This is a genomic window from Streptomyces sp. NPDC054796 (genome assembly GCF_053611545.1).
On record NZ_JBSHAO010000045.1, the window covers coordinates 50,336 to 73,749 of the forward strand.

A 23,414-nucleotide genomic window follows, 5' to 3' on the forward strand; every position below is an offset into this window, starting at 1 on the left:
CGCCCCGTCCGGCTCCCATGTCCCGGCCGGTGCTCATGTCCCGCCCGGCACCCGGAACTTCGACACGCAGACCTTCGACACGCAGACGTTCGAGGCCCCGCCCTTCGAAGCCCCGGCCTTCGACGCCCAGGCGGTGCCCGTCCCGGACGTCTACGGCCCCGCGCGTGACGGTGGCGACGAGGACGGCGACGACGCGTTCGACGAGTGGAACCCCACCGAGGACTCCGTCCGTCCCGTCCGCGGTCGGCACCGCGTGGGCAAGCAGCGCGGCGGCGGCATGGCCCGCAGCGGCGCGGTGCTCGGCGTCGGCATGATCGCCGCCGTCGGCGCGGGCGGCATGGCCACCGCCAAGGACAAGGACCCGGCCGCGATATCCATGCCGGACCTGGCCTCCGCTGCCGACTCCGTGCAGGACCTCCCCGGCGTCGGCGGCCTCCTCGCGGGCGGCGCGGACGACGCGGAGGCCGTCGCCGCCGTCCAGGCGCCCCTGAGCCAGGCGGGCCTGTCCGAGGAGGACGCGGCGGCTGGCCGTACGGACGCGGGCGAGGCACTGCGCGCCCGCATCCTCGCGCAGGCCGAGTCCCAGCAGGCCGAGGCGGACGCGGCGGCGCGCGAGGCCGCCTCCCAGGCCGCCGCGGCCAAGGCGGCGACGGCAGCCGCCAAGGAGGCCAAGGAAGAGCGCAAGGAAGAGGCCGAGGCCAAGAAGAAGGCCGAGGAGGAGAAGCGCCGCAAGGCGGAGGCGGCCCGCCTCGCCAAGCTCGCCAAGAGCTACACGCTCCCGGTCTCCTCGTACCAGCTCTCCGCGGGCTTCGGCTCCTCCGGCGGCATGTGGCAGAACGACCACACGGGCCAGGACTTCGCGTCCCCCACCGGCACTCCGGTCAAGGCCATCCACACGGGCACCATCAAGGAAGCGGGCTGGGCCGGTTCGTACGGCTACCGCATCGTGCTGGAGCTGGACGACGGCACCGAGCTGTGGTTCTGCCACCTGTCCTCGATGACGAAGTCCGCAGGCGACAAGGTCAGCACCGGCGACGTCATCGGCCGCGTCGGCTCCACAGGCAACTCCTCGGGGCCGCATCTGCACGTCGAGGTCAGGCCCGGTGGCGGTGACCCGGTCGATCCGCTGGCGTGGCTGAGGGGCAAGGGCCTCAGCGTCTGACGGGGTGCCGCTGACGGGGTTCCGTTGACGCGGCTCTGCTGACGCCGTTCCGTCGACGTGGGTCCGGGTTGGGAGCCCGGACCAGTGGTACCCGGTCGCCTCGGGCGGGCGGCGCACCACACAGCACCCCGCGCACTCGGGTCGCCCCCGCCCACTCACGACCACGCCGCCGCCTCGCACCGCCGAGGCGGGCGCACGCACCACTCGCCCCTGGCCCCCGTGGCCCTCGGCACAGCACGAGGAGGGGACGAGGCGGCGGCGAACGGGGCCCTTCGGCCGGTCCTCCGGCCGGGCCCCCGCCCAGGACCCGGCGGCTCTGGTGGACCACCCCCCGACACCAGGGCCGTCGGCCTGCGCTTCCGTCCCGGCGGAGTTACGGTCCACGTATGGCTGACACACACAACTCGGACAACTCCGCGACCAGCGCGAACCCGAGCGGGGCGGCAGGCGGAACGGCGAGCGGGACGGCCATGCCTGACCTGACCCGCGAGCGCCGCCCCCTCGGCGGGCTCTCCGTCTCACCGCTCTGCCTCGGCGGCAACGTCTTCGGCTGGACGGCCGACGAACCCGGCTCCTTCGCCGTGCTCGACGCCTACACCGCGCACGGCGGCAACTTCATCGACACCGCCGACGTCTACTCGGCCTGGGTCGAGGGCAACTCGGGCGGCGAGTCCGAGACCGTCCTCGGCAACTGGCTGGCCGAGCGCGGCAGCCGCGTCCGCGACGAGATCGTCCTCGCCACCAAGGTGGGCGCCCACCCCGAGTACAAGGGCCTCGCGGCGCGCACGGTCAAGAGCGCGGTGGAGGAGTCGCTGCGCCGTCTCCGTACCGACCACATCGACCTCCTCTACACGCACTACGACGACGAGAGCGTCGAGGTCTCCGAGATCATCACGGCGCTGGACGACCTCGTCCGCTCCGGCAAGGTCCGCGAGATCGCCGCGTCGAACATCACGCCGGCCAGGCTGGACGCGTCGCTCGCCTTCAGCGAGGAGTTCGGCCTCGCGCGGTACGTGGGACTCCAGCCGCACTACAACCTCGTCTCGCGCGAGACGTACGAGGGCGAACTCCAGGACGTCGCGGCCCGCTACGGCCTCGGCGTCATGCCCTACTACTCCCTCGCCTCCGGCTTCCTCACCGGCAAGTACCGGCCCGGCGCCTCGCCCGAGAGCGCCCGCGCCGCGTCCGCTTCCCAGCATCTGGCGACGGAGCGCGGCCAGCGGGTGCTGCGGGCCCTGGACGAGATCGCACAGGCCCGCCACGTCTCACCGGCGACCGTGGCGCTGGCCTGGCTGCTGGCCCAGCCGACGGTCACGGCGCCCGTCGCCAGCGCGCGCACGCCCGAGCAGCTTCCGGCGCTGATGGCGGTGTCCGAGGTGACGCTGACGGAGGACGAGGCGGCGCGGCTGACGGAGGCGTCGGCGTAGTTCTTCGGTCCGGGGGCGCGGGTCAGCGGAGCGGCTGCCCGTACGCGTGCTCCACGGGGATACGCACGACCTGCCGCCCCTCCGCGAGCTGAGCGGCGCGGAACTCCTCCCAGTCCGGGTGCTCGCCCTGGACGTCGCGGTAGAGGCGCACCAGTTCCTCCGCGACGGGGTCGTACGGGTCGGCGACGACGGGCGTGACCTCCGCCGTGCCCTCGACCACCGTCCAGGCCCACCCGTCCTCGCTGGTGACGTGGAAGCTCGCGCGCGGGTCGCGGACGAGGTTGCGGGACTTGGCGCGGGTGGACGTGACGGAGACGCGGATGAGGCGGTCGTCGGGGTCGTAGGCGTAGAGCACGTTCGACAACTGCGGCCGTCCGTCGCGCTTCAGCGTGACCAGCACGCCGAGCTTGCGCTCCTTGAGGAGGGCGAGCAGGGCGGGCGGGGTCTCGTCGGCCATGGTGGGCTTCCTTTCGCTGGGGGACCTGGGGATGTGCCTACCCTGCCACCGCGTACCCGCTGAACCGGGTCTCCTGAAGCAGCCAGCCCTCTTCTTCGAAGACGGCGGTGCCTGCGGCGCACCGTCGCGGGTCGGCGGCGGCTCGCGCGACCCAGCTCTCGGGGTCGGGCCCCAGCAGGTCACGCAGGGGCGCGGACTCGCGCAGCAGCGCGCGCAGTACGTCCGGCTGCGGGGCGGTGGGGCGGGGCGTGCCGTCCGGGTGGGCGAGGAGGCCGCGCGTGTTGAAGTAGAGGTACGCGCCCTCCAGCCGCCAACCGTTCGGCAGCACCATGGGGAATCCGTCGCCGTCGCCGGGAAGCAGGGCGCGGCCGTAGTTGGGGAACTCCGTCGCGTCGACGGCCGCGAGCTGTGCCTCGTCCAGCCAGCTCACGACGAGGGTGACGGGGCGTGTGTCCGTCACGTAGGGCGACGCGGAGACGTAACCGGCGCGGCTGATGTGCGCCGACAGCCCGACACCGATGCCGTGGATCTCCACGGGCACCATGGGCACGGCGCGCGAGAGGCCGCCCGCGCGCTGGAGCTTGTAACTCACCTGCGCGGGGCTCGCGTTGGACCCGACGGCGATGACGGGGTAACGCTCACGTGTGGGCGCGTCCCCCAGGTCCTCCAGCACCTGGTCGAGCGCCCGCCCCTGTGGGTCGGCGGTGGACGCGACGGCCCACTCCCCCACCCGCGCACCGGTCACCCCCAACGGCAACAGCTCCCGCCCACTGAGCAACACCGGCTCCCTGACTGGACGTCCCGGATACGTGAGGGGGCGCAGGGCGGGCACGTCATGAAGCCCGAGGGCTTCGAGGGAACGGTCGCTCATGTACGCGAGTATGCGCCGGTCTCCGCCCTCAGAGAGAGAACGCCCCGCCCTTGACCCCCGCTATGAACCGGTCCCAGCTCGGTGCGGGGAACGCGATGACGGGGCCGTGGGGGGCGGCTTTGCTGTCCCGCACGGGGACGATGTGGGGGTGGGCGTCGGATACCTCGACGCAGTGACCACCGTCGCCGTTGCTGTGTGTGCTCTTACGCCATGCGGCCGTACCCAAATCCGCCTGTTCGCTTGCCATTTGCGTAGTCCTTTGTCGCCGACTCGATCATGGCCAGGGATGCTTCTGGAGGGAGCGCGGCTGCCCTGAGCCGACCGTATGCCTTCATGTAGTTCTTTACGAGCGCCGGATCATCGATGATGTGCCCGCTGTACATGCCCTCCGTGTACATCAGTGGCGGGGCATCGGCGAAGGTCATGAGCCTAGTCGTGCCCATCATGAAGGGGTGGGCTCCCGCGTTCAGCGGAAGGATCTGCGGAATGAGGCGGCGTCGCTTCACCGCGGCGACGACCCGGTCGAGCTGCTCGGCCATCTCGTCGGGGCCGACGATCGGCTGATGAAGAACGAACTCGTGCAGCACGAGCCAGATTTCCGGGCCACCCTGCTCCTCGAAGAGCCAGGAACGAGCCTGCCGGGCGGCGACTTTCACGTCCACGGCTTCCTGCGCCTCGGTGGGATTCGCGGCGCGGATCACGGCTCGGATGTAGGGCTCGGTCTGCAATGGTCCGGGCACGAGCATGGGATCCCACTCCTCGATCTCCATGGCGTGCTTCTCTTGCTCCACCACGTCGGCGAAGTAGTCCGCGTGGCCACCCTTGCGGGCCTTCTTCACGTCCTCGCAGCGTCGCTCGAAGAACCCGTCCGTACGGAGCCGTCGGTCGGCGTACTGGGCGAAGTCCAGGGGCATGCGCCGTTCGCCCATCTCGATCTGGCTGAGGTAGGCGACGCTGTAGAAACAGCCCTCGGCGAACTGCGCGAGGGTGAGGCCCGCGGCCTCCCTCTTCCAGCGCAGCTCCGCTCCGTAGAACGCGGGCACGCTCGCCGCGGCGTCGGGATCCTTGCGTGGTGGCACGGTTGTTCCCCTCCTCTTCAGCAGCCCCGCTGGCTGAACCAGAACCTCTATGACGCTACGCCTCAAACGTCGACGCTGTGAGTGCTTCATCACACAGAGCAACAGTCGGCACGGCGGAGAGGACGAGGCGCATGAGGACATCGGGGCGGCAGGACGTGGTGTCGGCCAGGGACGAGGCCGACTCGGCGGCTGAAGAACTCCGCGAGGCGCTGGCGAGTCACGCGATCACGTTGCCGTCGCTGGGGACGGACACGGTGACGTACGCGAGCGAATACCGGTACCCGCTCGTCCAGCTCGGCCGCTGCAACGTCGAGACCGCGCGGATGCTGGCGGCGGTGCTGCGTACGGCCTGGTCCGAGGGCGGGGCCCGGTGAACGGCTGCCACGTCCACACCGTGCGGGCGGCCCTGACGGTTCCGTTGCTGGCCGAGCCGTGCGCGGTGGGGACGGTGCGTCGACGGGTGCGGGAGCATGTGCGGCTCTGGGGCCTCCCGGGGCTCGCCGATACGGCGGAGCTGTGTGTGAGCGAACTGGTCACGAACGCGATCCGCCATGTCGGCGAGGGCGCGCCCGTGACACTGCACGTGACGTGGGACGCCGAGCGCACCCGCATCGCCCTCACCGACCCCGCTCCCCACGCCCTCCCGGCCCCCCTCCACCCCCACGCCGACGAGGAGACGGGCCGCGGCCTGGCCCTGATCGAGGCGCTGTCGCTGCGGTGGGGGGTGGACGTGGAGGGAGCGGAGGGGAAGACGATCTGGTGCGAGGTGGGGGCGGGGACCTTGGGCAACGGGGAGGCGTAACGTCCGCCTACGCCGCTCCCCCAGCGGCTCTTGCGATCTCCTCACGGAGCGCGGCAGGTGTGCGCCATGATTCGCCGAGACGGTTCCTGTGACACATGCGATGGCAGTTCGCACACAGGAGGGCGAGGTCTTCGAGCTTGGTCTCCTGGAGGCCCGAGATGTGGAGGGGAAGTACGTGGTGCACTTCGATGTAGCCCTCCCCGAGCGGGCCGTAGGCGAGATCGAAGCGGAAGTCGCACACCTCGCACTGGAGAGGCTGTCCGAGCCTCTGAGCCCTTTCGATCTTCCGGCGCCGGAGCTTGGGGTCGCGCTCGCGGGCGATGGTCCAGCGGGTGAGGAGGCGGCCCTCACGAGACGTAGTCCCGTCCTCATCGGCCTCGTCTGGCTGCTCGGGCACCTGGTACAGCTCACCGGAACCGATACCGGCCTCCACGGCTTCCGCGGCCCGGAGCATGTCGGCGGGCTGGTCGATGAAGGCGGCGATGACCACCTTGTCGAGCCGGCCGCAGCGAGTGGGCTTCTTGGGGTAGTCCGGGTGGTTCGACGCCAGGTCGGTTGTCTTGTGGCTGACGCTGCCGATGGAGCGGAACTTTTCCAGGTTCCTGGCGGCATCGCCGTGGAGGGGGAGGGAGCGGAGCAGGTCGGAAAGCTCCTGAACCTCGCGGTCGCTCTCGCGCAGTTCCCGCCACCCGTTCTTGACGACAAGGGCGCAGGCGAGCATCAGTTCATCCCAGGACCAGGCAGGACTCCGCATGGGCCATATCGTATGAGTGTTCCAGGGGAAGCGTGGGGCTGTGCCAGTCGGCTGAGGCCGTCCCGCAGAATGGGGAGGTGCGTTGTCAGTGGGGCCTGTCACTCTCGGTGATGGCGGATGGCAATGGGTGTCCGCTGAGCTAGTCGAGAGGGAGGGTGCATGAGTCACGCTGAAGACGCTGAACGCAAGTTCACCTCAGTGGAGATCTGTGCCGGGGCGGGCGGACAGGCCTTGGGGCTGCACAACGCAGGGTTCCGGCACAGAGCCCTGATCGAGATTGATGACCACGCTGTCGCGACCCTGCGTGAGAATGTGGCGGGGAACGCTGAGTGGGGTGGGTGCGAGGTCATCCAGGCGGATCTCCGAGAATTCGACCCCGCGAAGCTAGGGCTTCAGGAGGGCGAGCTGGATCTCCTCGCGGGGGGTGTGCCGTGCCCGCCGTTCTCCATGGCGGGGCGCCAGTTGGGCGAGGACGACGAGCGGGACCTGTTCCCGACCATGCTCGATCTGGTGGACTTCCTCAGCCCGAAGGCCGTCATGATCGAGAACGTCCGGGGGCTGCTGGAGCCGCCCGGTAAATTCCGGTCCTACCGGGAGAATGTGATCATCCCTCGCCTCCGGGCGGCCGGTTACCGCGTCTGCGGCTGGAACGTCATTGAGGCTTGTGACTACGGGGTGCCGCAGCTCAGGCCGCGCGCGGTCCTGGTGGCGATGCGCAAGGAGTTCGCCGGCTATTTCACGTGGCCTGATCCGGCAGATTCCGCAGTGCGCACGGTGGCTGACGCCCTTGGTGAGTCTATGAAGGAGCGCTTCGGCTCGTCGGCGAGGGGCCAGAAGGCATTCGAGCGCTGGCTCGATAAGGCCCAAGGCGGCATTGCGCCTACCCTCGTCGGCGGTTCGAAGAAGCACGGCGGGGCGGATCTCGGGCCGACGCGCGCGAAGCGGGCCTGGAAGAAACTGGGCGTGGACGCGATGGGCGTCGCGGACGAGCCCGAGCATATGAAAGACGAAGAGCGCGATCTCTACGCCAAGGACAAAGACGGGGATCCGATCGGCCCGAAGCTGACCGTGAGCCAGGCCGCGATCATCCAGGGGTTCACCGAGGGCTGGAAGTTCTCCGGCAGAAAAACCGCTGCATACCGGCAGGTCGGCAATGCGTTTCCACCGCCTGTGGCGGAGGCTGTAGGCAGACAGATCGTTGCTGCTCTTGAGGCAGGCACAGAGGAGCCCCTGACGTCCGAGCACACGGCAGAGCAACAAGAAGAGCCCGGCACGCTCTTCGAGCTTCCGGTTCCCTCAGTCCCGCTCGGCGCGCAGCCTGCTGACCGTAGCGGCGATCTGGAGCGCGCAGTCGTCGGGTGACTCGTGCTCCCAGAAGCGGAGCACCGTCCAGCCCGCGTCCGCGAGCTGCTGGTTGGTGTCGCGGTCGCGGGTCACATTGCGTACGACCTTCTCTGACCAGTAGCCCGAGTTGGTCTTCGGCGGCACATAGTGCTCGGGGCACCCGTGCCAGTAGCAGCCGTCGATGAAAACGGCGACCTTCGCCGGACGGAAGACCATGTCCGCCGTCCGGCGCAGGTCGGCGAGCGGCCGTGCCGCGACGCGGTACCGCAGCCCTTGAGCATGTACGAGGCTCCGGATGAGCCGCTCAGGTTTGGTGTCTCTGCTGCGGATGGCCTGCATGTTGCGGCGCCGGGCGGCAGAGGAGGCCCAGGACCCGGCGGGCGGGCCCCACCCCTCTGTGATCCTCTCGGCCTTGTCGTGCGTCTCGCTCACTCTTCAGCAGATCCGTTACGGGGTTTGGGGAGCTTCGGGGCAATCTCGTCCGGGTCGTCATCCTCGGCTACAACCCAGTCGCTGCCTTCCAGCGTGATGTAGACCTTGTCGCCATGGTGTGGTTTCCGTCTAGCGACGCGCACACTGACGAACTCGCCCTCCTGCGGGACGGGAAGGCCCAGTTGGCGCGCTAGGCCCTGGTAGGTGCTGTAGTCACCAAAGATCAGGATGCCCTCCTTTTGGAGGTTCCCTCGTGCGCCGCCGTTGTAGCGTACGCGTTTCATGTAGTCACTCTGCTGCCCTAGCGTTCGGATCACGGTGCGGTTGATCCGGGTCTGCTGTTCGCGCCGGAAAAGTTCACGGACACGGGAAGCTCCAGAACTCTTCCTCGATTCGGACGCCGCAGTGAGAATGAGGTTCCGCTTCTCGGAGGACATATGGAGCAGCAGGTTCTCTTCCAGTGGCGCTTTTTCCCACAGCCAGTGGACCGCCGAGTGAAGCTCCTTGGTTAGTTGGAACTTTCCGTCCCGGTTCCCCTTCTTGGTCTTTGTGCCAGATGTGGTGAGTTTTTCCCGGTTGGCGCGAAAGAGTCCGGCGCTCCACTGACTCTCATGATCGCTCGCCCACACCACGAGGCAGATCTCTCCGAGGGCCTCAGGTGGAATCATCCAGCCGTACGGCTTCCGTGAGAACTTGCAGTCGACGTCGTAGCCTGCAATGGAAAAGTCCATGTCCTGCCCTTCGGCGAACTGGAATTCACGTTGCAGGTTGATCTCAACCAGGGTGCCTGCATGGGTCTTCTCAGTCTTGTGCAGCTCTTCCCAGTCGTACCGGCCCGTGTTCTCGCCGTCCAGCAACTGGTCGATGGTTTTGCGGAGTATCTTGGCGAACCGCTTGCCCTCGGGATCGCGCCGGAGGATTTCGTTGCGGACGGCCTGGAGTTCGGGATCGTCTGCCATACAGGCGCCCATATCGGACAGAGCGGTCCAGTCCATTGGGAGCGCCTGCGGGTGGGCTTCGTGACCGGTCATCTCGCTCCAGGGGCAATAGCGGGGCGTGGCGGAGTAGGCGGGCGTGCAGCTCTCACGGACCGGGAGACGCCCACTGACAACTCTCGCCCAAGGCTAGAACAGCCTTCAGTCCCCTGGGGCGCCCCGGATGCCTGTGCAGCGGACGATGCCCGGGCTCTGCTGACAGGGGTTCTGCCGATGGCAGTCAGACGCACCAGCGGACTGAAGGCTCAGACGAGGAACGCCACCCCCACCGTCCCCGCCAACACCACCGCACCCACCACGGCGAAGACCCAGTTCGCGCCGTGTCCGTAGCCTTCGACGATCCAGCGGTTGGAGTCGGTCGAGTCGTAGCGGACCACGACTTGGGTGCCGGGCTGGAAGGAGCCGACCCAGGAGCGGCCTGTCGAGGTGGCCTCTTCCTTGCGGAGGCCCGTGTCCGTGGTCCAGGCGATCACCGGGTGGTAGAGGGTGCCGCTCTTGGCGCCCGAACTGGTGCGGTGGGCGACGACCTGCCCGTACGCCTTCGCACCTCTGCGGCGCAGCACGTAAGTGCGGCGAATGCCGGTGAGGCCGATGATGAGGAAGACGCTGCCTAAGAGAAGCGGGACCAGGATCCAGGCCCAGTCTGTACGTGACGACATGGAGTGCTCCTCCCCACCAGGCTCCTCCGTCACTCCACGGGCGCGGGGCACCCCTCACGACAAGGCGCCCCGAGGAAGCCCGCGAGGAGGAAGCCGACCGATTCACGGCCGTGTCAGCGCAGTTGCTCGGCGCCGGGGAAGTAGCGGCCGGCCACCTGCGATCATGTCCGGTAGCCCGATGCGACCGTCTCGACCCTAGGACAGGAGATCGCCATGTCTCTCCCCCTTCCTGCGCTGTTCCACGTCGGCATCGTCGTGGCGGACCTCGACCGCGCCGCCGCTGACTATGAGCGACGGTGGGCCGTCAAGACCGAGCGGGTCATGGAACTGTCCTTCGCCGATGCGCAGTTCCATGGGCAGGAGGTCTCTTGCTCGGCCCGCTACGGCTTCATCAACACAGGCGCGTCGGAGATCGAACTGATCCAGCCGCTCACCGGCCACTCGCCGTACACGGAGTTCCTGGAGGCCAACGGCGAGGGCGTCCACCATCTCGCCTACGCCGTCGAGAGCATCGACCGGCATCTCGCGGCACTGCGCGAGGCGGGCGAGGACCCGAGTGTCGTCTTCGACGGGGCCGTCGGGGACCGGGCCCGCTTCGTGTACCTGGAGGACCTGGCGCACGGGCCGGTCATCGAGCTGATCGAGCGGGCCGCGCAGGGCGGCTGACCGGACCGCTCGGGGGCAAATGGCGGCCGTGCCCTCGTCACCGAGCATCGGGGGCGGCCTTGCGGCAGCTCGTCGACGGCCACGGCGCGCAGCCCGCGTCACTCCACGGCAAGGGGCGTCCTCTTACGACAAGGCGCGCTGGGCGAACTACCTGTACTCGGACGGTGCCGGAGCGCCCTCCACGGGCCGCACCCGCGCGAACGTCAGCCCCCGCACGCCGCCGGTCTCCGGCCGCGCCAGCCCGCCGGTCATGCCGTCGAGGAGCACGACCTGGCCGCCGTTGTTGTGCGCGTAGACCAGGTGGCCGCTCGCCTCGGCGCCGCCGATCTCGCGACGTATCCACACCACGCCCCGCGTGCCCGGGCCCGGCTCGCGCGTCGCCGCGACGACCTCGTCCCAGCTCGCGCAGCGCAGTCGCTCGGCGCCGGGGAAGTAGCGGCGCATCAACAGTTGCCACCAGCCGGGTGCCTCGTGCGCGGGCGACCAGGGCAGGGGCGTGGAGGGCGCGCCGTTGATCGCCGAGTCGACGGCGACCGCGCAGCCGCGCGCGTTGAGCTGCCGCGACTGGACCTCGGCCGTGCGCGGCGAGGGCGCCTCGCGGAACCGCGCGATGTCGCCCAGCGGATCGTGCGAGGCCGGGTGGAAGGGCGTGCTCCCGTCCTTCGGCACGACCACGGAGGCCGCCAGCATCGGGGTCGCCGGATAGCCGGGCTGCGGGGTGGCCCGGCACGCGAACAGCCAGGTGTGGGTGTCCTCGGCGACGGGGTGCGGTACGGCGAGTTCGACGAGGCCGCTGTAGGTCGTACGGAGCCAGTCGCGGGCCGCGTGCGAGGCGGGGGTGCCGGGACCGGAGGCGGAGCTGCTGCCGGCCGCCGTACCCGGGTCGTGGGGGCCGTGGGGGCCGAGGGCGTCGAGGCGCTGGATCATCGCGTGCCGTTCGTCAGGCGCCGGACGCCGCGGGTGCCGGACCCGCGGAACCAGCCGGTCCGGCCAGCCGCTCGTTCAGCTCCGCCACCGACAGATGCGACGGCGGGAAGTACGGCGGCTCGGCCCCGTCCTTGGGCACGATGACGACCCGCGTGAACGGCGCCCGCGTCATGTCGCCCGTGTCCAGATGCTCCTGCGAATCGAACCTGATCGCCCAGGCCACCGCGTGCTCCTTGGTCAGCTCGGGTTGGAGGACGATCGTGTACTGGCCGTCGGCCATCGTCCGGCCCAGGAACGCGCGGGCCTCCGCGAGGGCGTCTTCGTGAGAAAGCATCGGATTCCAGGGGGAGTCGGGTTCCAGAAGGGGGCGGGATCCCGTGAGCGTAGGCGGAATGCTGGCACCCCGGATTCCCGAAAGCAAGCTTGTGAACGCGCTGGTGAGAGGGTGCTGAGAGGCCGTGAAGAGGGCGTGGTCGAGGGGCGAACGTCGGGCGGTGGGGCCCGGCCGTGAAGCTCAGTACCCGCCCCACTGCGGCGGAATGTGCGGCCTGGTCATGGCCAGGGCCGCGTTCGTCGTCGCGGGGGCCGACAGGGCGCGGCGGTGCCACAGGTGGTGGAGGAGTTCCTGTTCGCGGGCGGGGAAGTCGGGGGCCGGTGAGCCCTGGTTGGCGCGGGCGCGCAGGAGGGCGAGCGAGGTCGCGTAGTGCTGGTACTCCGCGACGGTGCGGGCCGCCGCGGCCCCGTGCGTACGGCGGGCGTGCGCACGCGCCATGGAGCGGGCCCGCATCGAGGAGAGCGACCACGGCTCGGGTGGCGCGAACCACCCGGCCGCCGCGTAGGCGGGCAGCGTCTCGCGCACCGTGCGGAGCGCGCTCTGCCGCGACCAGACCGCCAGCCAGGTCAGCGCGGCGAACACCGGGATCATGAAGAGCGCGTAGACGCCGATGAAGGTGACGTCGGTCAGGGTCGCCGAGCCGTTCCAGATCGAGTGCAGGAGCGCGGCGGTCAGCAGGCCGAGGAGGGGTATCCCGGCGCGCAGCACGCGACGGCCGCGCCCGCCCCCGCTCCCGCCCCCGTTCGCGCCCCCGCTCCCGTTCGCGCCCCCACTCCCGCCCTGGCCCTGGTTCGGGGGAAGCGAGGCGAGTATGCCGAAGCCGATGCCCGTCAGCGCCGTGAACAGCGGGTGCGCGAAGGGCGCGAGGATGATCCGTACGAAGAAGGTCGTCGCCGTCGCAGACTCGTGCAGCGCGCTCGGCGCCAGCAGCCGGTCCTCGCCGAAGGCGGTACCAAGGTAGAGGACGTTCTCGGTGAAGGCGAAGCCCGTGGCCGTGATCCCCGCGACGGCGATGCCGGAGACGACACCGGAGAAGTGGCGTCGGCGGAAGACGAAGAGCAGGAACAGCGCCGCGCCCTTGGCGCACTCCTCGATGACGGGCGCGACGACCGTCGAGCCGAGGGTGTCGGCCGCGCGCGCGGAGTCCGCGGCGACGGAGGCGGCCAGCCAGTCCGTCGCCACGCTGTTGGCCAGCAGCGCGACGAGGGTCGCGGCGCAGGCCCCCCACGCGAAGGCGAAGGCGTGATCGCGCCACGGCGTCGGCTCGACCCCGTCCATCCAGCGGAACGCGGCTATGAGCAGCGGCACGGGCAGCACGGCCAGGCCGAGACCGACGAGCAGCCCGAGGGTGCCCGTCTGCTCGCGCACGAGGCCGAAGATCGTCAGCCCGCTGAGGACGAGCAGCGCGACCAGCGCGAGCGCGTACAGGGTCCGGCTGTGCCGGTGCCACCAGGACGGCGCGGCGGGCGCGGGGTAGCGCCAGTCCGCCGGCGAGGCGGGCATCGCGGGGAAGCGCGGCTGCCCGCCGTCAGCGGGCGCGGTGTGGGGCGGTGCCGCCTGGTGGGGCTGCGACGCGTGGGGCGGCGCGGTGTGGGGCGGCGACGCGGCTCCGTACGGGGACGTGGTGGGCGGCCCGGGTGCGTACGGCGGGGGGCCGTACGGCGCGGGCGCGGCTCCGTGCGGGGGCGGGGGCGCGGATATGTGCCCGGGTACGGGTTCCGTTTGCGGTTCCGCTTGTGGCCCCGACCACGCGGCGTACGGGGGCGCGCCCCGCCCGTTCACGGCCGTGTACCCCGCACCCGTCACCGGCCCGGTGGGCGTCTCCCGCGCGTCTCTTGCCTCGTCGTGCACCCGACGACATTGACGTGCTCCCTGGCCTAATGTCCAGGGATTCCGGTCTGGGCCGTGTGACCCTTCCGGGTGCTTCCTGCTTCACGGCGCTGTGCGGGCACGGGTGCCCGTCTTACCGGCGCTCCACAAGCGTTTGACGTCTCCGCCCGTCCGGCGGCGACGATACGGCGTCCCTCGACGAGGACATTGCGGGCCGCGTTGTGGTCACGCTCATGCACGACGCCACACGCCCCGCACACCCACTCCCGCACATGCAGGGGCTTGGGACCGTCCCGCACTCCACAGACCGAGCAGACCTGCGAGGACGGGAAAGCACGGCCCACCCTGGCGAAGGCGCGCCCGTGCTTGACCGCCTTGTACTCCAGCATCCCAGTGAACGCGGACCATCCCGCGTCGTGCACGGACTTGCCCAGCCGGGTGCGGGCGAGGCTGGCCACCGCGAGGTCTTCCACATACACCGCTTGGTTCTCGCGGATGATCTGTGTGGAAGCCTTGTGGTGCCAGTCCCGGCGCCGGTCCACCACCCGGGCATGCTGGCGCGCGACCTTGATCCGGGCTTTGGCCCGGTTCTTCGAACCCTTCGCCTTGCGGGACAGCTCCCGCTGAAGCCGCTTGAGCTTCTTCTCCGCCCGGCGGAGAAAGCGCGGGCTGGCGATCTTCCGGCCATCCGACAGGACGGCGAAGGCGGACAGACCCAGGTCGATACCGGCCTCCGCCTCCAGCGCGGGAAGAACATCGGGCTCGGTCTCCACGACGAAACTGAGGAAGTACCGGCCCGCGCCGTCCCTGGTGACGGTGACAGACGTGGGTGCGACCGGAAGCGGACGCGACCACCTGATCTTGAGATGGCCGACCTTGGCCACATACACCGTGCCGTCCCCCGTCAGGGAGAAGGCGTTGGCGTTCAGGCGGACCGACTGCCGGGTGTCCTTCCTCGACTTGTACCGGGGCGGGCCCACCTTGCGCCCGGGCCGCTTGCCCTTCAGGCTGTCGAAGAAGTTCTTGTAGGCCGTATCCAGATCCCGCAGGGACTGTTGCAGGACGACCGCCGAGACCTCGGCGAGCCAGGCGCGTTCCCCGGTGCGTTTGGCCTGGGTGATACGCAGCCGCGACAACTCCGCCGACGTGACATACGGCAGTCCTGCCGCGTGCGCTTCCCGACGGTCGCGCAGGCAGTCGTTCCACACCACACGCGCACACCCGAACGCTCTGGCCAGCGCACGGCACTGGGCGGCATCCGGGTAGGCCCGGTAGTTGTAACGAAGCTGCACAAGCTCGACCCTACTCACCGTCACGTCATAGACACATAAAACCACTACAGATATGCCAGACACGTGGCTTCGGCGATGCGCGGGCACCTGTGGTCGCCCTCGTACTTCTCGGCCTCATGTAGCGGAGCACCCTCGGCGATCGTCCGCCAGTACATCGAACAGCAGGAACACCCGCTCCAAAGCGCACGTCAGAGCACTTTCGATCGAGATGCATTCATCCCCGGTGTGAACGCCAGGGCTTTCTGCAAGAAATCCGGTAACGAGAGCGGGCGCTCCGTGGGGTCAGCGTCGGCGGAACAGCAGGTCGTACACCCTGTGACCCTTGTCCAGGCCCTGCCCCTCGAACCGGGTCAGCGGGCGCGACGGCGGACGCGGCGCGAAGCCGCCGTCGGGCCGGGTGTTCTCGTACGCCGGATGCGCGGTGAGAACTTCCAGCATCTGTTCCGCGTACGGCTCCCAGTCGGTCGCGCAGTGGACGAGGGCGCCCGGCGCCAGCGGTCCCGCGGCCAGGTTCAGGAACTCGGGCTGGACGAGCCGGCGCTTGTGGTGCCGCTTCTTGGGCCAGGGGTCGGGGAAGTAGACACGGAGCCCGGAGAGGGAGCCGGGCGCCAGCATCTCGCGCAGAAGGATGATGGCATCGCCGTTGCCGACCCGCACGTTGCGCAGGCCGTTCCGCTCGGCGAGACGCAGCAGATTGCCCTGCCCCGGGGTGTGGACGTCGACGGCGAGGATGCCCGTGTCCGGGTCCTCGGCCGCCATCCGGGCCGTGGCCTCGCCCATGCCGAAGCCGATCTCCAGCACGACGGGCAGTTCGGGGTCGGAGAAGAGCGCGCCGAGGTCGACGTGGCCGAGCCCGTCGATGTCGAACCCCCACTCCGGCCACAGGCGCAGCAGCGCGTCACGCTGGCCCGCCGTGACACGGCTGCGCCGGGGCTGGAAGCTGCGGATGCGGCGCTCGTGGTGCGAACCGGCCGGATCGGCGGCGGGGCCCTGCCCCGGCGGGAACATCCCCACAGTCACCCGCTCCCGCTCCACCCGCGTGGCGCCCTGGGGCGGTGTGGTGTCGTCCTCGTCCGGTGCGGAGCCGGAAACGTGCTGGTCAGGCTGGCGGGCGGAGGCGTCGGGCTCGGCGGCCCCCGCCTCGGCGGCTGGGTGCGGGAAGTTCTCGGACACAGTGCTGTCGATTTTACGGACGTGCGCACCCCGGCCGCCGGCCGCCACCGCACCGCCAAGCCCGCGCACCCCGGACCCGTGCGCACCCCGGGCCCGTGCGCACCCCCTCACGTCACGCCGCCGCGCAGCGCCCCGTCACCCCGCCAGTGCCCCCAGCGCGCGCTCGGCCACTTCGCGGCCGATGGGAAGCGAGGCCGTGGCGGCCGGAGAGGGCGCGTTCAGGACGTGGACCGTGTGCGGGGCCTCGGTGATCAGGAAGTCGTCGACGAGCGTGCCGTCGCGCAGCACCGCCTGCGCACGGACGCCGGCGGGCGACCGTATGAGATCGGCGCCGGTCACCTCGGGCAGCAGTCTGCGCACCGCCGTCGTGAAGGCACGCTTCGACAGGGAGCGGCGCAGCTCGCCCGCCCCATAGCGCCAGTGGCGGCGGGCTATCCGCCAGGCACCCGGATACGCCAGCACCGTGCCCAGCTCGGCGGGGCGCAGCGTGCGCCAGTCGTACCCCTCGCGGGCCAGCGCCGGGACCGCGTTCGGGCCGATGTGGACACCGCCGCCGACCCCGCGCGTGAGGTGGACGCCGAGGAAGGGGAACGCGGGATCGGGCACGGGATAGACGAGCCCGCGGACGAGGTGCTCGCGGGCCGGGTCCAGCTCGAAATACTCGCCGCGGAAGGGCACGACGCGTGCGGGCGGATCGTCCCCCGCGAGCCGCGCGACCGCGTCGCAGTGCAGCCCCGCGCAGTTGACCATGGCGCGGGCCCGCAGCACGGAGCCGTCCGACGTCCGGACGGCGACACCGCGCCCCGGACGGCGGTCCACGGCGGCCAGCTCCGCGCCGTACCGCACCTCGGCGCCCGCGTCCTCCGCGAGCTGCGCGAGCTGGGCGGCCACGGCGCCGAAATCGCAGATGCCCGTCGTGCCGACGTGGATGGCGGCGAGGCCGCGCACATGGGGCTCGCGCTCCGCGATCTGCGCGGGGCCCAGTTCGCGGACCGGGATGCCGTTCTGTCTGCCGCGCTGGATCAGGGAGTGCAGCCGGGGCAGCTCCTCGCGCTCCGTCGCGACGATCAGCTTGCCGGTGACCTCGTGCGGGATGCCGTGCTCGGCGCAGAACTTGACCATCTCGGCAGCGCCGCGCACGGCGAAGCGCGCCTTGAGGGAACCCGGGCGGTAATAGATCCCGCTGTGGATCACTCCGCTGTTCCGCCCGGTCTGGTGGCGTGCGGGACCGGGCTCCTTCTCCAGGACGGTCACGCGCGTGCCGGGCGCGGCACGGGTGAGCGCGTGAGCTGTGGAGAGGCCGACGATGCCGCCGCCGATCACCAGCACGTCGCAGTCGTACGGTGCGGGCGCCGTGGACTTCGCCGAGGACTTCGTGGACACGTGCTCCATCATGAACCCGGGCACTGACAATCGGCTGCGGTCTTGATCACGTAGGACCCGGTCACGTCAGACACGCACCCCGGCCTGCGCTTCCGTCTCGGCCACCGCTCCCGCCACTCCCGTTCCCTCCGCCTCTCTCAAGATCATGTTCTCCCCCGTTGTCTCACGGCCCACTCCGGCCGCCCACCACGGGGTCACCCCTCACGCGGGCGCCACCAGGAGCGGCCGGGCGCGCTCGCGCAGTTCGGCGACGCGGGGCTCGTCCCCGTACGGCTCCAGCCGGTGCAGCAGATCCCGTACGTACTCCGTCGTACGCGCGGAGCTGATACGCCCCGCGACCTCTACGGCACGGGTCCCTGCGGCGCAGGCCGCGTCGAGGTTGCCCGACTCCAGTTCCGCGACCGCCGAGACGACGAGCCGCAGCCCGTGCGAGCGCACGAACTCCTCCGTCGGCTTCGACAGCGCCTTCTCCGTGAAACGACGCACCTGGCGCGGTGCCTTGAGATCGCGGTAGCACTCGGCGGCGTCGGCGGCGAGCCGGTCGTAGGAGTAGAAGTCGAGCCACGACGGATCGCCGTCGCCCTCGCGCGCCCGCTCCAGCCAGCTCTCGGCGGAGGAGAGGGAGGCGCCGCAGGCGTGCGAGTCGTTGGCCTTGGCGTGCGCGCGGGCCTCCACCAGGCGGAAGAAGCTCATGGTGCGGGCCGTGGCCAGGCCGCGGTTGCGCTCCAGGGCCGCCTGGGCGAGATCGACGCCCTCGTCGGCAAAGCCACGGTAGGTGGCCTGGAGGGACATCGAGGCCAGTACGTACCCGCCGAGCGGGACGTCGGCGGCGGCGCGCGCCAGCCGCAGGGCCTGGATGTAGTAGCGCTGGGCCGCCTCCTGCTGGCCGGTGTCGAAGGCCATCCAGCCCGCGAGCCGGGTGAGTTCGGAGGTGGCGCCGAAGAGGGAGCGGCCCACGTCGTCCGTGTAGGAGCCGAGCAGCAGCGGCGCCGCGTCCACGCGCAGGCACTCGGGCACCATCGACGAACGCCAGTCCCCGCCGCCGTACTTGGAGTCCCAGCGGCGCGCCTCGTCCGCCGCCTCGCGCAGTTTCGCCACGTCGCTGTGCCCCACGCGCAGGGCAGCGCCGCCGTCGCCGTCCTTGCCGCCGTCCGCTCCGGAGCCGCCCGTCATCCCCATCCCGGCGGCGAGCGCGGCGGCTGTCTCCGGATCGCGCGCTACGGAGCTGTCGGCCGGGGTTATGAGCCAGCGCGAGGCGGGCGTCGCGTACGCGCTGACGGCGAAGGAGCCGGCCAGCGACTGCCATATGCCACCGCCCCCGCGCCGCCCCGCGTGCAGATCGAGGCGGTACAGATCCGTGGCCGACTTGACGGCGGCGCCGACGTCCCTGGGGAAGGCCAGGCCGACCTCGGGCGCCGGATCGGCGTCCGCGAGACCGATCTCGTGCAGCGGGACCGGGCGGCCCAGCTTGCTGGCGATGGCCGCCGCGATCAGATGGGGCGCGGCGCCCTGGGGCACCATGCCCTTGGAGACCCAGCGGGCGACCGACGTCTTGTCGTAGCGGAGGGTCAGGCCGCGTTGGGCCCCCAGGTCATTGACCCTGCGGGCGAGTCCGGCGTTGCTGATTCCTGCGAGCGCGAGAACAGTGCCGAGCTTCTCATTCGGCCCGCGTGACTCCCTGGACATGCGCACCCCTGACACACACCGACGGCAGCCCCTCGCCGTTCGGCTCGGGGCACCTTCCCCCCTCGCGGTTGGCGAGAGGCCCCTTCACGCCGCCGTGACGCGAAGGCACTGGGAACCCAGCGTAGTTCGCCGCATCCCGACCGTTAAGAGGCATCATCCCGGATGGCGAGATCTATGTCCGTACGCGTGTACGTGCACCAGTCACGTGCCAACTCCCCGATGGCTCCCGGGAGTCGTCCGGAACCGAGTGCCCGGCGATCGCGCGTGTGCCCCTTGCCGGATCCGTGGTGAGTTCTACCCAACAGGCCGCGCGCCATGGCCGATTCACCGTCCTGGATCTTCTCCGTTGTCCGCCCCGAGGGCGGGGCGCGAAAGGAGCGCGGGCGGGTCGGCTGAGGGGTGCGACGGGGCGCGACGGGCCCGCGCGAGGGCGTGCCACGGGGGTACGGGAGCGTGCGCGGTGCGGCCCTGCGGGGAGGGCGACGGCCGGTCAGCGGCCCCGTCGCCGGCGGTTTCCGCGAGGCGCGACGACGGTGCGGCGACGGTCGGCCGCGGTCCCGTACGGGAGACGGGGACGGGCCGTAAGCGGAGCCGTACGGGGACGGCGCGCGCGCTCGTGCACCGGGCGTACCGGGGCCGGACGCACGGGGCCGCCGCCGTGCTCCCGTCCCCGCACGCTGGGCGCCGTCGCGGTCGTCCGTGTCCGGACCGTGCTCCGGGTGTGTGGCTGTGCGCCTGCCCATGCGCCTGTGCGCAGGGGGAGCGGCGCGCTTCCATGAGGGACGCGTGGGTCGGCCCACTGCTCGGAACAGTGGGCTGGGGGACACCGCCGTCTCATTCCCCGCGGACGGCGGTTCGGTCCGGGAGGCGAGGGCGCCTCCCGGGCTGACAACGCGGCCCTTCCGCGGCCCTCCTACGGAAGACCCGCGGCAGACCCGTGGCGGACGGGCCCTGGTCCGGGCCTGCGGTCCGGGTTCCGCACGAAACGTTTCCCCGGTGCGTGTCCCGGTACTTTCTTGCGTCCCCGGCACGGCCCCTTCCGAACCCCGCCGCCCATTTTTTTCCTCCATGTCCGACGGCCTCCGTGTGCCCATCGCATGTCCGCCGCGCGCCCGTCGGGTGGCCGACGAGGCCCGCCGCGTGCCCGCCACATGCCTGTCGGCCCTGCTTCGAGTTTCCGTCGAATCCCCGTCGAACCGACGTGAATCCCCTCCCGGATCCACGCGGAATCTGTACTTCCGTACCGCCTGTCCCGCCCCTCACGGGACCGGCCCGTCCGGCTCCGTTTCCACCGCCGCAGGGGCCGCCGGCCGCTCGCCCAACTCCGTCGCGCATTCAGATATTTGGCCGAATGACATCGGTCAGCCGCGGAGTGCCGCGCGCGGGAGCCACGGGTATATGCGGAACGGAGTAGGCGCAAACCGCGCCATAACGCGGCGCCGTGCGGGAAGCCGCACGCCCCTTTTGCGCCTCTCACGCGCTGCTCTCGTGGCAACATTGGCCGCAACGGCAGCTAGCAGCAGCACCATTCAGGTAGCGGAGGCGGGCGGCGATGCGATGGTTGGTGGGATGGGGCAGCGCCGCCTCGAAGGGTGCACCGGCCGGCGCCGGCACCGTACACCCCGTGGGCGCGCAGCTTCTGTGGGGCGATCCCGACCCGCTGTGGGCGGTCGGTGACTGGCGGCCCGACGAGATCCGCGTCATCGAGGCCGACGAGGGCAGCCGCCTGGCCGTGCTCGGCTGCTGCGGCGCCAGCGACGAGGAACTGCGCGTGGGCCTGTTCGCGGCCCGAGGCGGCGCGTTCCGCCATCTGACGGCCTGGCCCGGCAGCTACACCGCCGTGGCCTGCGTCGGCCGCCGCATCACCATCGCCGCCGACCTCGCGGGCGTGCGCCCCGTCTTCCACACCCCCTGGGCGGGCGGCACCGCCTACGCCACCGCCGCGCTCCCCCTCGCCGACCTCATCGAGGCACAGCTCGACGTCGGCCACCTCGCCTCCCTCCTCGCCTGCCCGGACGCGCCGGAGGCGCTCGGGGACGGCACCCCGTACCAAGGCGTGCGCCGCGTGCCCCCAGGGCACGCGCTCATCCTCCGCGAGGGCGGCAGCCGCGAGATCGCCAGCTACGAGCCCGCCGTCTCCCTCATCGCCGGCTCCCCGGCGCCCGTCGATCCGGACGCCGCCGTCGAGGGGGTGCGGGACGCGCTCGTCGAGGCCGTACGGGCCAGGCTCGCCGCCCCGCGCCACGCCGCCGAGCACGACTTCAGCCACCTCGACCCAGGCCCGGTACCCGGCATGGGCCCGGCCGAACGGCGCGCCGCACGGGGCGGGCCCGCGCCCGGCATCGGCGCCGACCTCTCCGGAGGGCCCGCTTCCGGAACCCTCGCGCTGCTCGCGGCCGGGCTCCCCGGCATGCCGGGGATGATGCCCGGCACGCTGCTCGGCCCGGGCGGCTCCGAAGCGGGCGAACGGCTCCTCGCCGTCACCTTCAACGACCTCGCCACCGCCTCGCCCACGGCCGCGCCCGAACTCGAACGCGCCCGCAGCATCGCCGAGAACCCGCGGCTGCACCACGTCGTCGTCGCGGCGGGCGAAGAGGCCCTGCCCTACGCGGGACTCGACAACGTTCCCCTCACGGACGAGCCGGGGCCCTCCCTCGTCACCGCCGAGAGACACCGGCACCGGCTCGCCGCTGGCAGCGCCGACCACCTCGTCGGACTCGGCGCCCGCCAGGTACTCGACGCCCACCCCGCGCGCCTCGCCGACCTCCTCCTCGACCGCCGCCGACGCCATCTGCTGCGCCCCGTCGCCGCGCTGGCCAGAGCCGACGGCGTGCCGCCTGGCCGCTCCGTGCTCGTGCCGTGGACGGTGTACCGCGCGGCGCGCAGACTCGCCCGCACGCCGTACCGGGACGGGATCGAGGAGACGGCCGGACGGATGCGGGAAGGGGGCTTCGGGGAGAACGGTGCGGGTGGTTCCGGTGCGGCGGGCGCGGGTTCGGGGAGGGGGCAGGGGAAAGGTTCCGGCGGGGGGCCGGGGAGCAACGGCGACGGCCGCTCGGGTCGCGTCAACGGGCATGGCGCGGGCTCGGGTCCGGGTTCCGGTTCGAGTGGCGCCGCGTACGGTGCGGCCTGGCTCGGCGGCTACGACGAAGAGGGCGCCGTCGGCGCCTCCGTCGCCGCGCTGACCTGGTGCCGGCCCGGGCCCGCGGCACGCTGGCTGACCGGGGAGGCGCTCGCCGAGGTCTCCCTGCGACTGGAGGCGACGGCGCACGCGCGGCCCTCCGTCGAACGGCCCGGGGAGCGACGGGCCCGCGCCGCGCTGGCCCGGCAGGCGGCGGACCACCGGGTCTTCGAGCAGGCCGTCGAGATCCGCAACCAGCGGCTGCACGCGCCCTTCTACGACAACCAGGTCGTCCGCGCCTGCCGCCGCCTGCCAGAGGCGCTGCGGGTCAAGCCGGGGGCGCGGGCCGCGGTGCTGCGCGCGGTGCTCAAGGGGGCGGGCGTGCATGAGCTGCCGCCCGGGTGGGGGGCGCCCTCGCACGCCTCGCAGGTCGCGTCCGCGCGGGCCGGGCTGCGGGTCGCGGTGGGAGAGCTGGTGCAGCTCTTCGACGCGCCGTTGCTCGCCGACGCGGGGCTTGTGGAGGCGCGCGTCGTGCGCAAGGCGCTCCGCGCGGCCTCGGAGGGGGAGCCCCTGCCCCTGGACGGGCTCGCGGATCTCGTGTCCACGGAGCTGTGGCTGCGGCGGTTGCTGGCGCGACGCGGCACGTGCTGGACGGGAACGGCGGCGCCGAAACAGCGCGCCGTCGCGGGCGGCGTCACGCCGACGCCTCGGCCGGCGCTTTGACGTCCCCTTCGCGGGGGGGCGGAAGGAAACGGGGGGTTCTGGTTGTCCGGGGGTGTTGCGCGGGACGGTTGGCCGGTGTGGTGCGCACTGTAGGTCCCGCGCTGATTTTTGTGCCGCTGCACGGGGTGGGGGGCGCTGCGCTGGGCGGTGCGTTGTGTTCCGGGTGCCTGGCCGGTGGCTACGGCGCGGCGTGTGGTTGCGGTGCGGTGCGGCTGGCGCCGCGTGGTTGTTGGCTTGTGTCGGTGGTCGTGTGGGGTTGGTGTGTGGTGGGGGTCGGTGCCGTGGTGGGGGGGGTGC

Annotated in this window: 22 protein-coding genes and 1 pseudogene; 8 read left to right on the top strand and 15 right to left on the bottom strand. The window is 71.4% G+C overall.

Going from position 1 to position 23,414, the window contains the following annotated elements; translation table 11 throughout:
- Positions 1 to 133 precede the first annotated feature (133 nt).
- Both ACWGJ2_RS29915 and ACWGJ2_RS29920 read left to right on the top strand, forming a co-directional pair.
- Complete coding sequence (locus ACWGJ2_RS29915; RefSeq protein WP_453349411.1) at positions 134 to 1,162, top strand: M23 family metallopeptidase; 1,029 nt, start codon at positions 134 to 136, stop codon at positions 1,160 to 1,162.
- A gap of 470 nt (positions 1,163 to 1,632) precedes the next feature.
- Positions 1,633 to 2,589, top strand: a complete 957-nt coding sequence (locus tag ACWGJ2_RS29920) for an aldo/keto reductase (protein WP_453349412.1) — start codon at positions 1,633 to 1,635, stop codon at positions 2,587 to 2,589.
- A 22-nt stretch (positions 2,590 to 2,611) separates the two neighbouring features.
- Here ACWGJ2_RS29920 and ACWGJ2_RS29925 read toward each other — a convergent pair whose 3' ends face one another.
- The 4 genes from ACWGJ2_RS29925 to ACWGJ2_RS29940 are packed head-to-tail and all read right to left on the bottom strand — an operon-like array spanning position 2,612 to position 4,996.
- A complete protein-coding gene (locus ACWGJ2_RS29925) occupies positions 2,612 to 3,046 on the bottom strand; it encodes a PPOX class F420-dependent oxidoreductase (protein WP_453349391.1) in 435 nt (144 codons plus the stop codon).
- Between the two features lie 37 nt (positions 3,047 to 3,083).
- Positions 3,084 to 3,917, bottom strand: coding sequence for a hypothetical protein (locus ACWGJ2_RS29930; protein ID WP_453349392.1), 834 nt, complete (start codon positions 3,915 to 3,917; stop codon positions 3,084 to 3,086).
- A gap of 28 nt (positions 3,918 to 3,945) precedes the next feature.
- On the bottom strand, positions 3,946 to 4,164 hold the full coding sequence (locus tag ACWGJ2_RS29935) for a DUF397 domain-containing protein (protein WP_453349393.1): 219 nt from the start codon (positions 4,162 to 4,164) through the stop codon (positions 3,946 to 3,948).
- Positions 4,121 to 4,996: a helix-turn-helix domain-containing protein gene (locus tag ACWGJ2_RS29940; protein WP_453349394.1), complete on the bottom strand. Its 876-nt coding sequence runs from the start codon at positions 4,994 to 4,996 to the stop codon at positions 4,121 to 4,123. Before ACWGJ2_RS29940 ends, ACWGJ2_RS29935 begins: the two co-directional genes overlap by 44 nt.
- A 131-nt stretch (positions 4,997 to 5,127) precedes the next feature.
- Here ACWGJ2_RS29940 and ACWGJ2_RS29945 point away from each other — a divergent pair, with 131 nt between their 5' ends.
- Positions 5,128 to 5,370, top strand: a complete 243-nt coding sequence (locus ACWGJ2_RS29945) for a hypothetical protein (RefSeq protein ID WP_453349395.1) — start codon at positions 5,128 to 5,130, stop codon at positions 5,368 to 5,370.
- Positions 5,367 to 5,798, top strand: a complete 432-nt coding sequence (locus tag ACWGJ2_RS29950; protein ID WP_453349396.1) for an ATP-binding protein — start codon at positions 5,367 to 5,369, stop codon at positions 5,796 to 5,798. Before ACWGJ2_RS29945 ends, ACWGJ2_RS29950 begins: the two co-directional genes overlap by 4 nt.
- Positions 5,799 to 5,805: 7 nt before the next feature.
- Here ACWGJ2_RS29950 and ACWGJ2_RS29955 read toward each other — a convergent pair whose 3' ends face one another.
- The gene (locus tag ACWGJ2_RS29955; RefSeq protein WP_453349397.1) at positions 5,806 to 6,552 is read right to left on the bottom strand and encodes an HNH endonuclease; all 747 of its coding nucleotides are present in this window, start codon (positions 6,550 to 6,552) and stop codon (positions 5,806 to 5,808) included.
- Positions 6,553 to 6,711: 159 nt separating this feature from the next.
- On the opposite strand from ACWGJ2_RS29955, the gene ACWGJ2_RS29960 reads away from it, so the two are divergent.
- Positions 6,712 to 7,914, top strand: a complete 1,203-nt coding sequence (locus tag ACWGJ2_RS29960) for a DNA cytosine methyltransferase (protein ID WP_453349398.1) — start codon at positions 6,712 to 6,714, stop codon at positions 7,912 to 7,914.
- On the opposite strand, the gene ACWGJ2_RS29965 is transcribed toward ACWGJ2_RS29960, so the two are convergent.
- The 3 genes from ACWGJ2_RS29965 to ACWGJ2_RS29975 all read right to left on the bottom strand — a co-directional run bounded on the left by ACWGJ2_RS29965 (position 7,849) and on the right by ACWGJ2_RS29975 (position 9,982).
- Positions 7,849 to 8,235 (bottom strand): very short patch repair endonuclease, encoded by a 387-nt coding sequence (locus ACWGJ2_RS29965; protein ID WP_453349413.1) that lies wholly within the window; start codon positions 8,233 to 8,235, stop codon positions 7,849 to 7,851. The genes ACWGJ2_RS29960 and ACWGJ2_RS29965 overlap by 66 nt on opposite strands.
- An 89-nt stretch (positions 8,236 to 8,324) precedes the next feature.
- Positions 8,325 to 9,359 carry a NaeI family type II restriction endonuclease gene (locus ACWGJ2_RS29970; protein ID WP_453349399.1) on the bottom strand — a complete coding sequence of 345 codons (1,035 nt, stop codon included), beginning with the start codon at positions 9,357 to 9,359 and terminating at the stop codon, positions 8,325 to 8,327.
- Between the two features lie 209 nt (positions 9,360 to 9,568).
- Positions 9,569 to 9,982 (bottom strand): DUF3592 domain-containing protein, encoded by a 414-nt coding sequence (locus ACWGJ2_RS29975; RefSeq protein ID WP_453349400.1) that lies wholly within the window; start codon positions 9,980 to 9,982, stop codon positions 9,569 to 9,571.
- A 213-nt stretch (positions 9,983 to 10,195) separates the two neighbouring features.
- On the opposite strand from ACWGJ2_RS29975, the gene ACWGJ2_RS29980 reads away from it, so the two are divergent.
- Positions 10,196 to 10,648, top strand: coding sequence for a VOC family protein (locus ACWGJ2_RS29980; protein WP_453349401.1), 453 nt, complete (start codon positions 10,196 to 10,198; stop codon positions 10,646 to 10,648).
- A gap of 147 nt (positions 10,649 to 10,795) precedes the next feature.
- On the opposite strand, the gene ACWGJ2_RS29985 is transcribed toward ACWGJ2_RS29980, so the two are convergent.
- The 4 genes from ACWGJ2_RS29985 to ACWGJ2_RS30000 all read right to left on the bottom strand — a co-directional run bounded on the left by ACWGJ2_RS29985 (position 10,796) and on the right by ACWGJ2_RS30000 (position 15,031).
- Complete coding sequence (locus ACWGJ2_RS29985) at positions 10,796 to 11,575, bottom strand: toxin glutamine deamidase domain-containing protein (RefSeq protein ID WP_453349402.1); 780 nt, start codon at positions 11,573 to 11,575, stop codon at positions 10,796 to 10,798.
- Positions 11,576 to 11,588: 13 nt separating this feature from the next.
- Positions 11,589 to 11,909: a YrhB domain-containing protein gene (locus ACWGJ2_RS29990; protein WP_453349403.1), complete on the bottom strand. Its 321-nt coding sequence runs from the start codon at positions 11,907 to 11,909 to the stop codon at positions 11,589 to 11,591.
- 180 nt (positions 11,910 to 12,089) lie between these two features.
- A complete protein-coding gene (locus ACWGJ2_RS29995; RefSeq protein ID WP_453349404.1) occupies positions 12,090 to 13,412 on the bottom strand; it encodes a PrsW family intramembrane metalloprotease in 1,323 nt (440 codons plus the stop codon).
- A 374-nt stretch (positions 13,413 to 13,786) separates the two neighbouring features.
- Positions 13,787 to 15,031, bottom strand: coding sequence for an RNA-guided endonuclease InsQ/TnpB family protein (locus ACWGJ2_RS30000; protein ID WP_453349405.1), 1,245 nt, complete (start codon positions 15,029 to 15,031; stop codon positions 13,787 to 13,789).
- Positions 15,032 to 15,094: 63 nt separating this feature from the next.
- Here ACWGJ2_RS30000 and ACWGJ2_RS30005 point away from each other — a divergent pair.
- Positions 15,095 to 15,205 (top strand): annotated as a pseudogene (locus ACWGJ2_RS30005) (transposase); the annotation flags it as partial.
- 108 nt (positions 15,206 to 15,313) lie between these two features.
- On the opposite strand, the gene trmB reads toward ACWGJ2_RS30005, so the two are convergent.
- From trmB to ACWGJ2_RS30020, 3 genes are all read right to left on the bottom strand, one after another.
- Positions 15,314 to 16,204 (bottom strand): tRNA (guanosine(46)-N7)-methyltransferase TrmB, encoded by an 891-nt coding sequence (gene trmB, locus ACWGJ2_RS30010; protein ID WP_453349406.1) that lies wholly within the window; start codon positions 16,202 to 16,204, stop codon positions 15,314 to 15,316.
- A 135-nt stretch (positions 16,205 to 16,339) separates the two neighbouring features.
- Complete coding sequence (gene lhgO / locus ACWGJ2_RS30015) at positions 16,340 to 17,596, bottom strand: L-2-hydroxyglutarate oxidase (RefSeq protein WP_453349414.1); 1,257 nt, start codon at positions 17,594 to 17,596, stop codon at positions 16,340 to 16,342.
- A 192-nt stretch (positions 17,597 to 17,788) separates the two neighbouring features.
- A complete protein-coding gene (locus tag ACWGJ2_RS30020; RefSeq protein ID WP_453349407.1) occupies positions 17,789 to 19,273 on the bottom strand; it encodes an MFS transporter in 1,485 nt (494 codons plus the stop codon).
- A gap of 1,552 nt (positions 19,274 to 20,825) precedes the next feature.
- On the opposite strand from ACWGJ2_RS30020, the gene ACWGJ2_RS30025 reads away from it, so the two are divergent.
- Positions 20,826 to 23,117 (top strand): asparagine synthase-related protein, encoded by a 2,292-nt coding sequence (locus ACWGJ2_RS30025; RefSeq protein WP_453349408.1) that lies wholly within the window; start codon positions 20,826 to 20,828, stop codon positions 23,115 to 23,117.
- Positions 23,118 to 23,414: the final 297 nt, after the last annotated feature.

Bases quoted from the DNA above. Each gene is read 5' to 3' on its own strand.
- ACWGJ2_RS29920 (WP_453349412.1), top strand. From the start codon at position 1,633: ATGCCTGACCTGACCCGCGAGCGCCGCCCCCTCGGCGGGCTCTCCGTC.
- ACWGJ2_RS29925 (WP_453349391.1), bottom strand. From the start codon at position 3,046: ATGGCCGACGAGACCCCGCCCGCCCTGCTCGCCCTCCTCAAGGAGCGC.
- ACWGJ2_RS29930 (WP_453349392.1), bottom strand. From the start codon at position 3,917: ATGAGCGACCGTTCCCTCGAAGCCCTCGGGCTTCATGACGTGCCCGCC.
- ACWGJ2_RS29935 (WP_453349393.1), bottom strand. From the start codon at position 4,164: ATGGCAAGCGAACAGGCGGATTTGGGTACGGCCGCATGGCGTAAGAGC.
- ACWGJ2_RS29945 (WP_453349395.1), top strand. From the start codon at position 5,128: ATGAGGACATCGGGGCGGCAGGACGTGGTGTCGGCCAGGGACGAGGCC.
- ACWGJ2_RS29955 (WP_453349397.1), bottom strand. From the start codon at position 6,552: ATGCGGAGTCCTGCCTGGTCCTGGGATGAACTGATGCTCGCCTGCGCC.
- ACWGJ2_RS29960 (WP_453349398.1), top strand. From the start codon at position 6,712: ATGAGTCACGCTGAAGACGCTGAACGCAAGTTCACCTCAGTGGAGATC.
- ACWGJ2_RS29965 (WP_453349413.1), bottom strand. From the start codon at position 8,235: ATGCAGGCCATCCGCAGCAGAGACACCAAACCTGAGCGGCTCATCCGG.
- ACWGJ2_RS29970 (WP_453349399.1), bottom strand. From the start codon at position 9,359: ATGACCGGTCACGAAGCCCACCCGCAGGCGCTCCCAATGGACTGGACC.
- ACWGJ2_RS29975 (WP_453349400.1), bottom strand. From the start codon at position 9,982: ATGTCGTCACGTACAGACTGGGCCTGGATCCTGGTCCCGCTTCTCTTA.
- ACWGJ2_RS29980 (WP_453349401.1), top strand. From the start codon at position 10,196: ATGTCTCTCCCCCTTCCTGCGCTGTTCCACGTCGGCATCGTCGTGGCG.
- ACWGJ2_RS29985 (WP_453349402.1), bottom strand. From the start codon at position 11,575: ATGATCCAGCGCCTCGACGCCCTCGGCCCCCACGGCCCCCACGACCCG.
- ACWGJ2_RS29990 (WP_453349403.1), bottom strand. From the start codon at position 11,909: ATGCTTTCTCACGAAGACGCCCTCGCGGAGGCCCGCGCGTTCCTGGGC.
- ACWGJ2_RS29995 (WP_453349404.1), bottom strand. From the start codon at position 13,412: ATGCCCGCCTCGCCGGCGGACTGGCGCTACCCCGCGCCCGCCGCGCCG.
- lhgO (WP_453349414.1), bottom strand. From the start codon at position 17,596: ATGGAGCACGTGTCCACGAAGTCCTCGGCGAAGTCCACGGCGCCCGCA.
- ACWGJ2_RS30020 (WP_453349407.1), bottom strand. From the start codon at position 19,273: ATGTCCAGGGAGTCACGCGGGCCGAATGAGAAGCTCGGCACTGTTCTC.
- ACWGJ2_RS30025 (WP_453349408.1), top strand. From the start codon at position 20,826: ATGCGATGGTTGGTGGGATGGGGCAGCGCCGCCTCGAAGGGTGCACCG.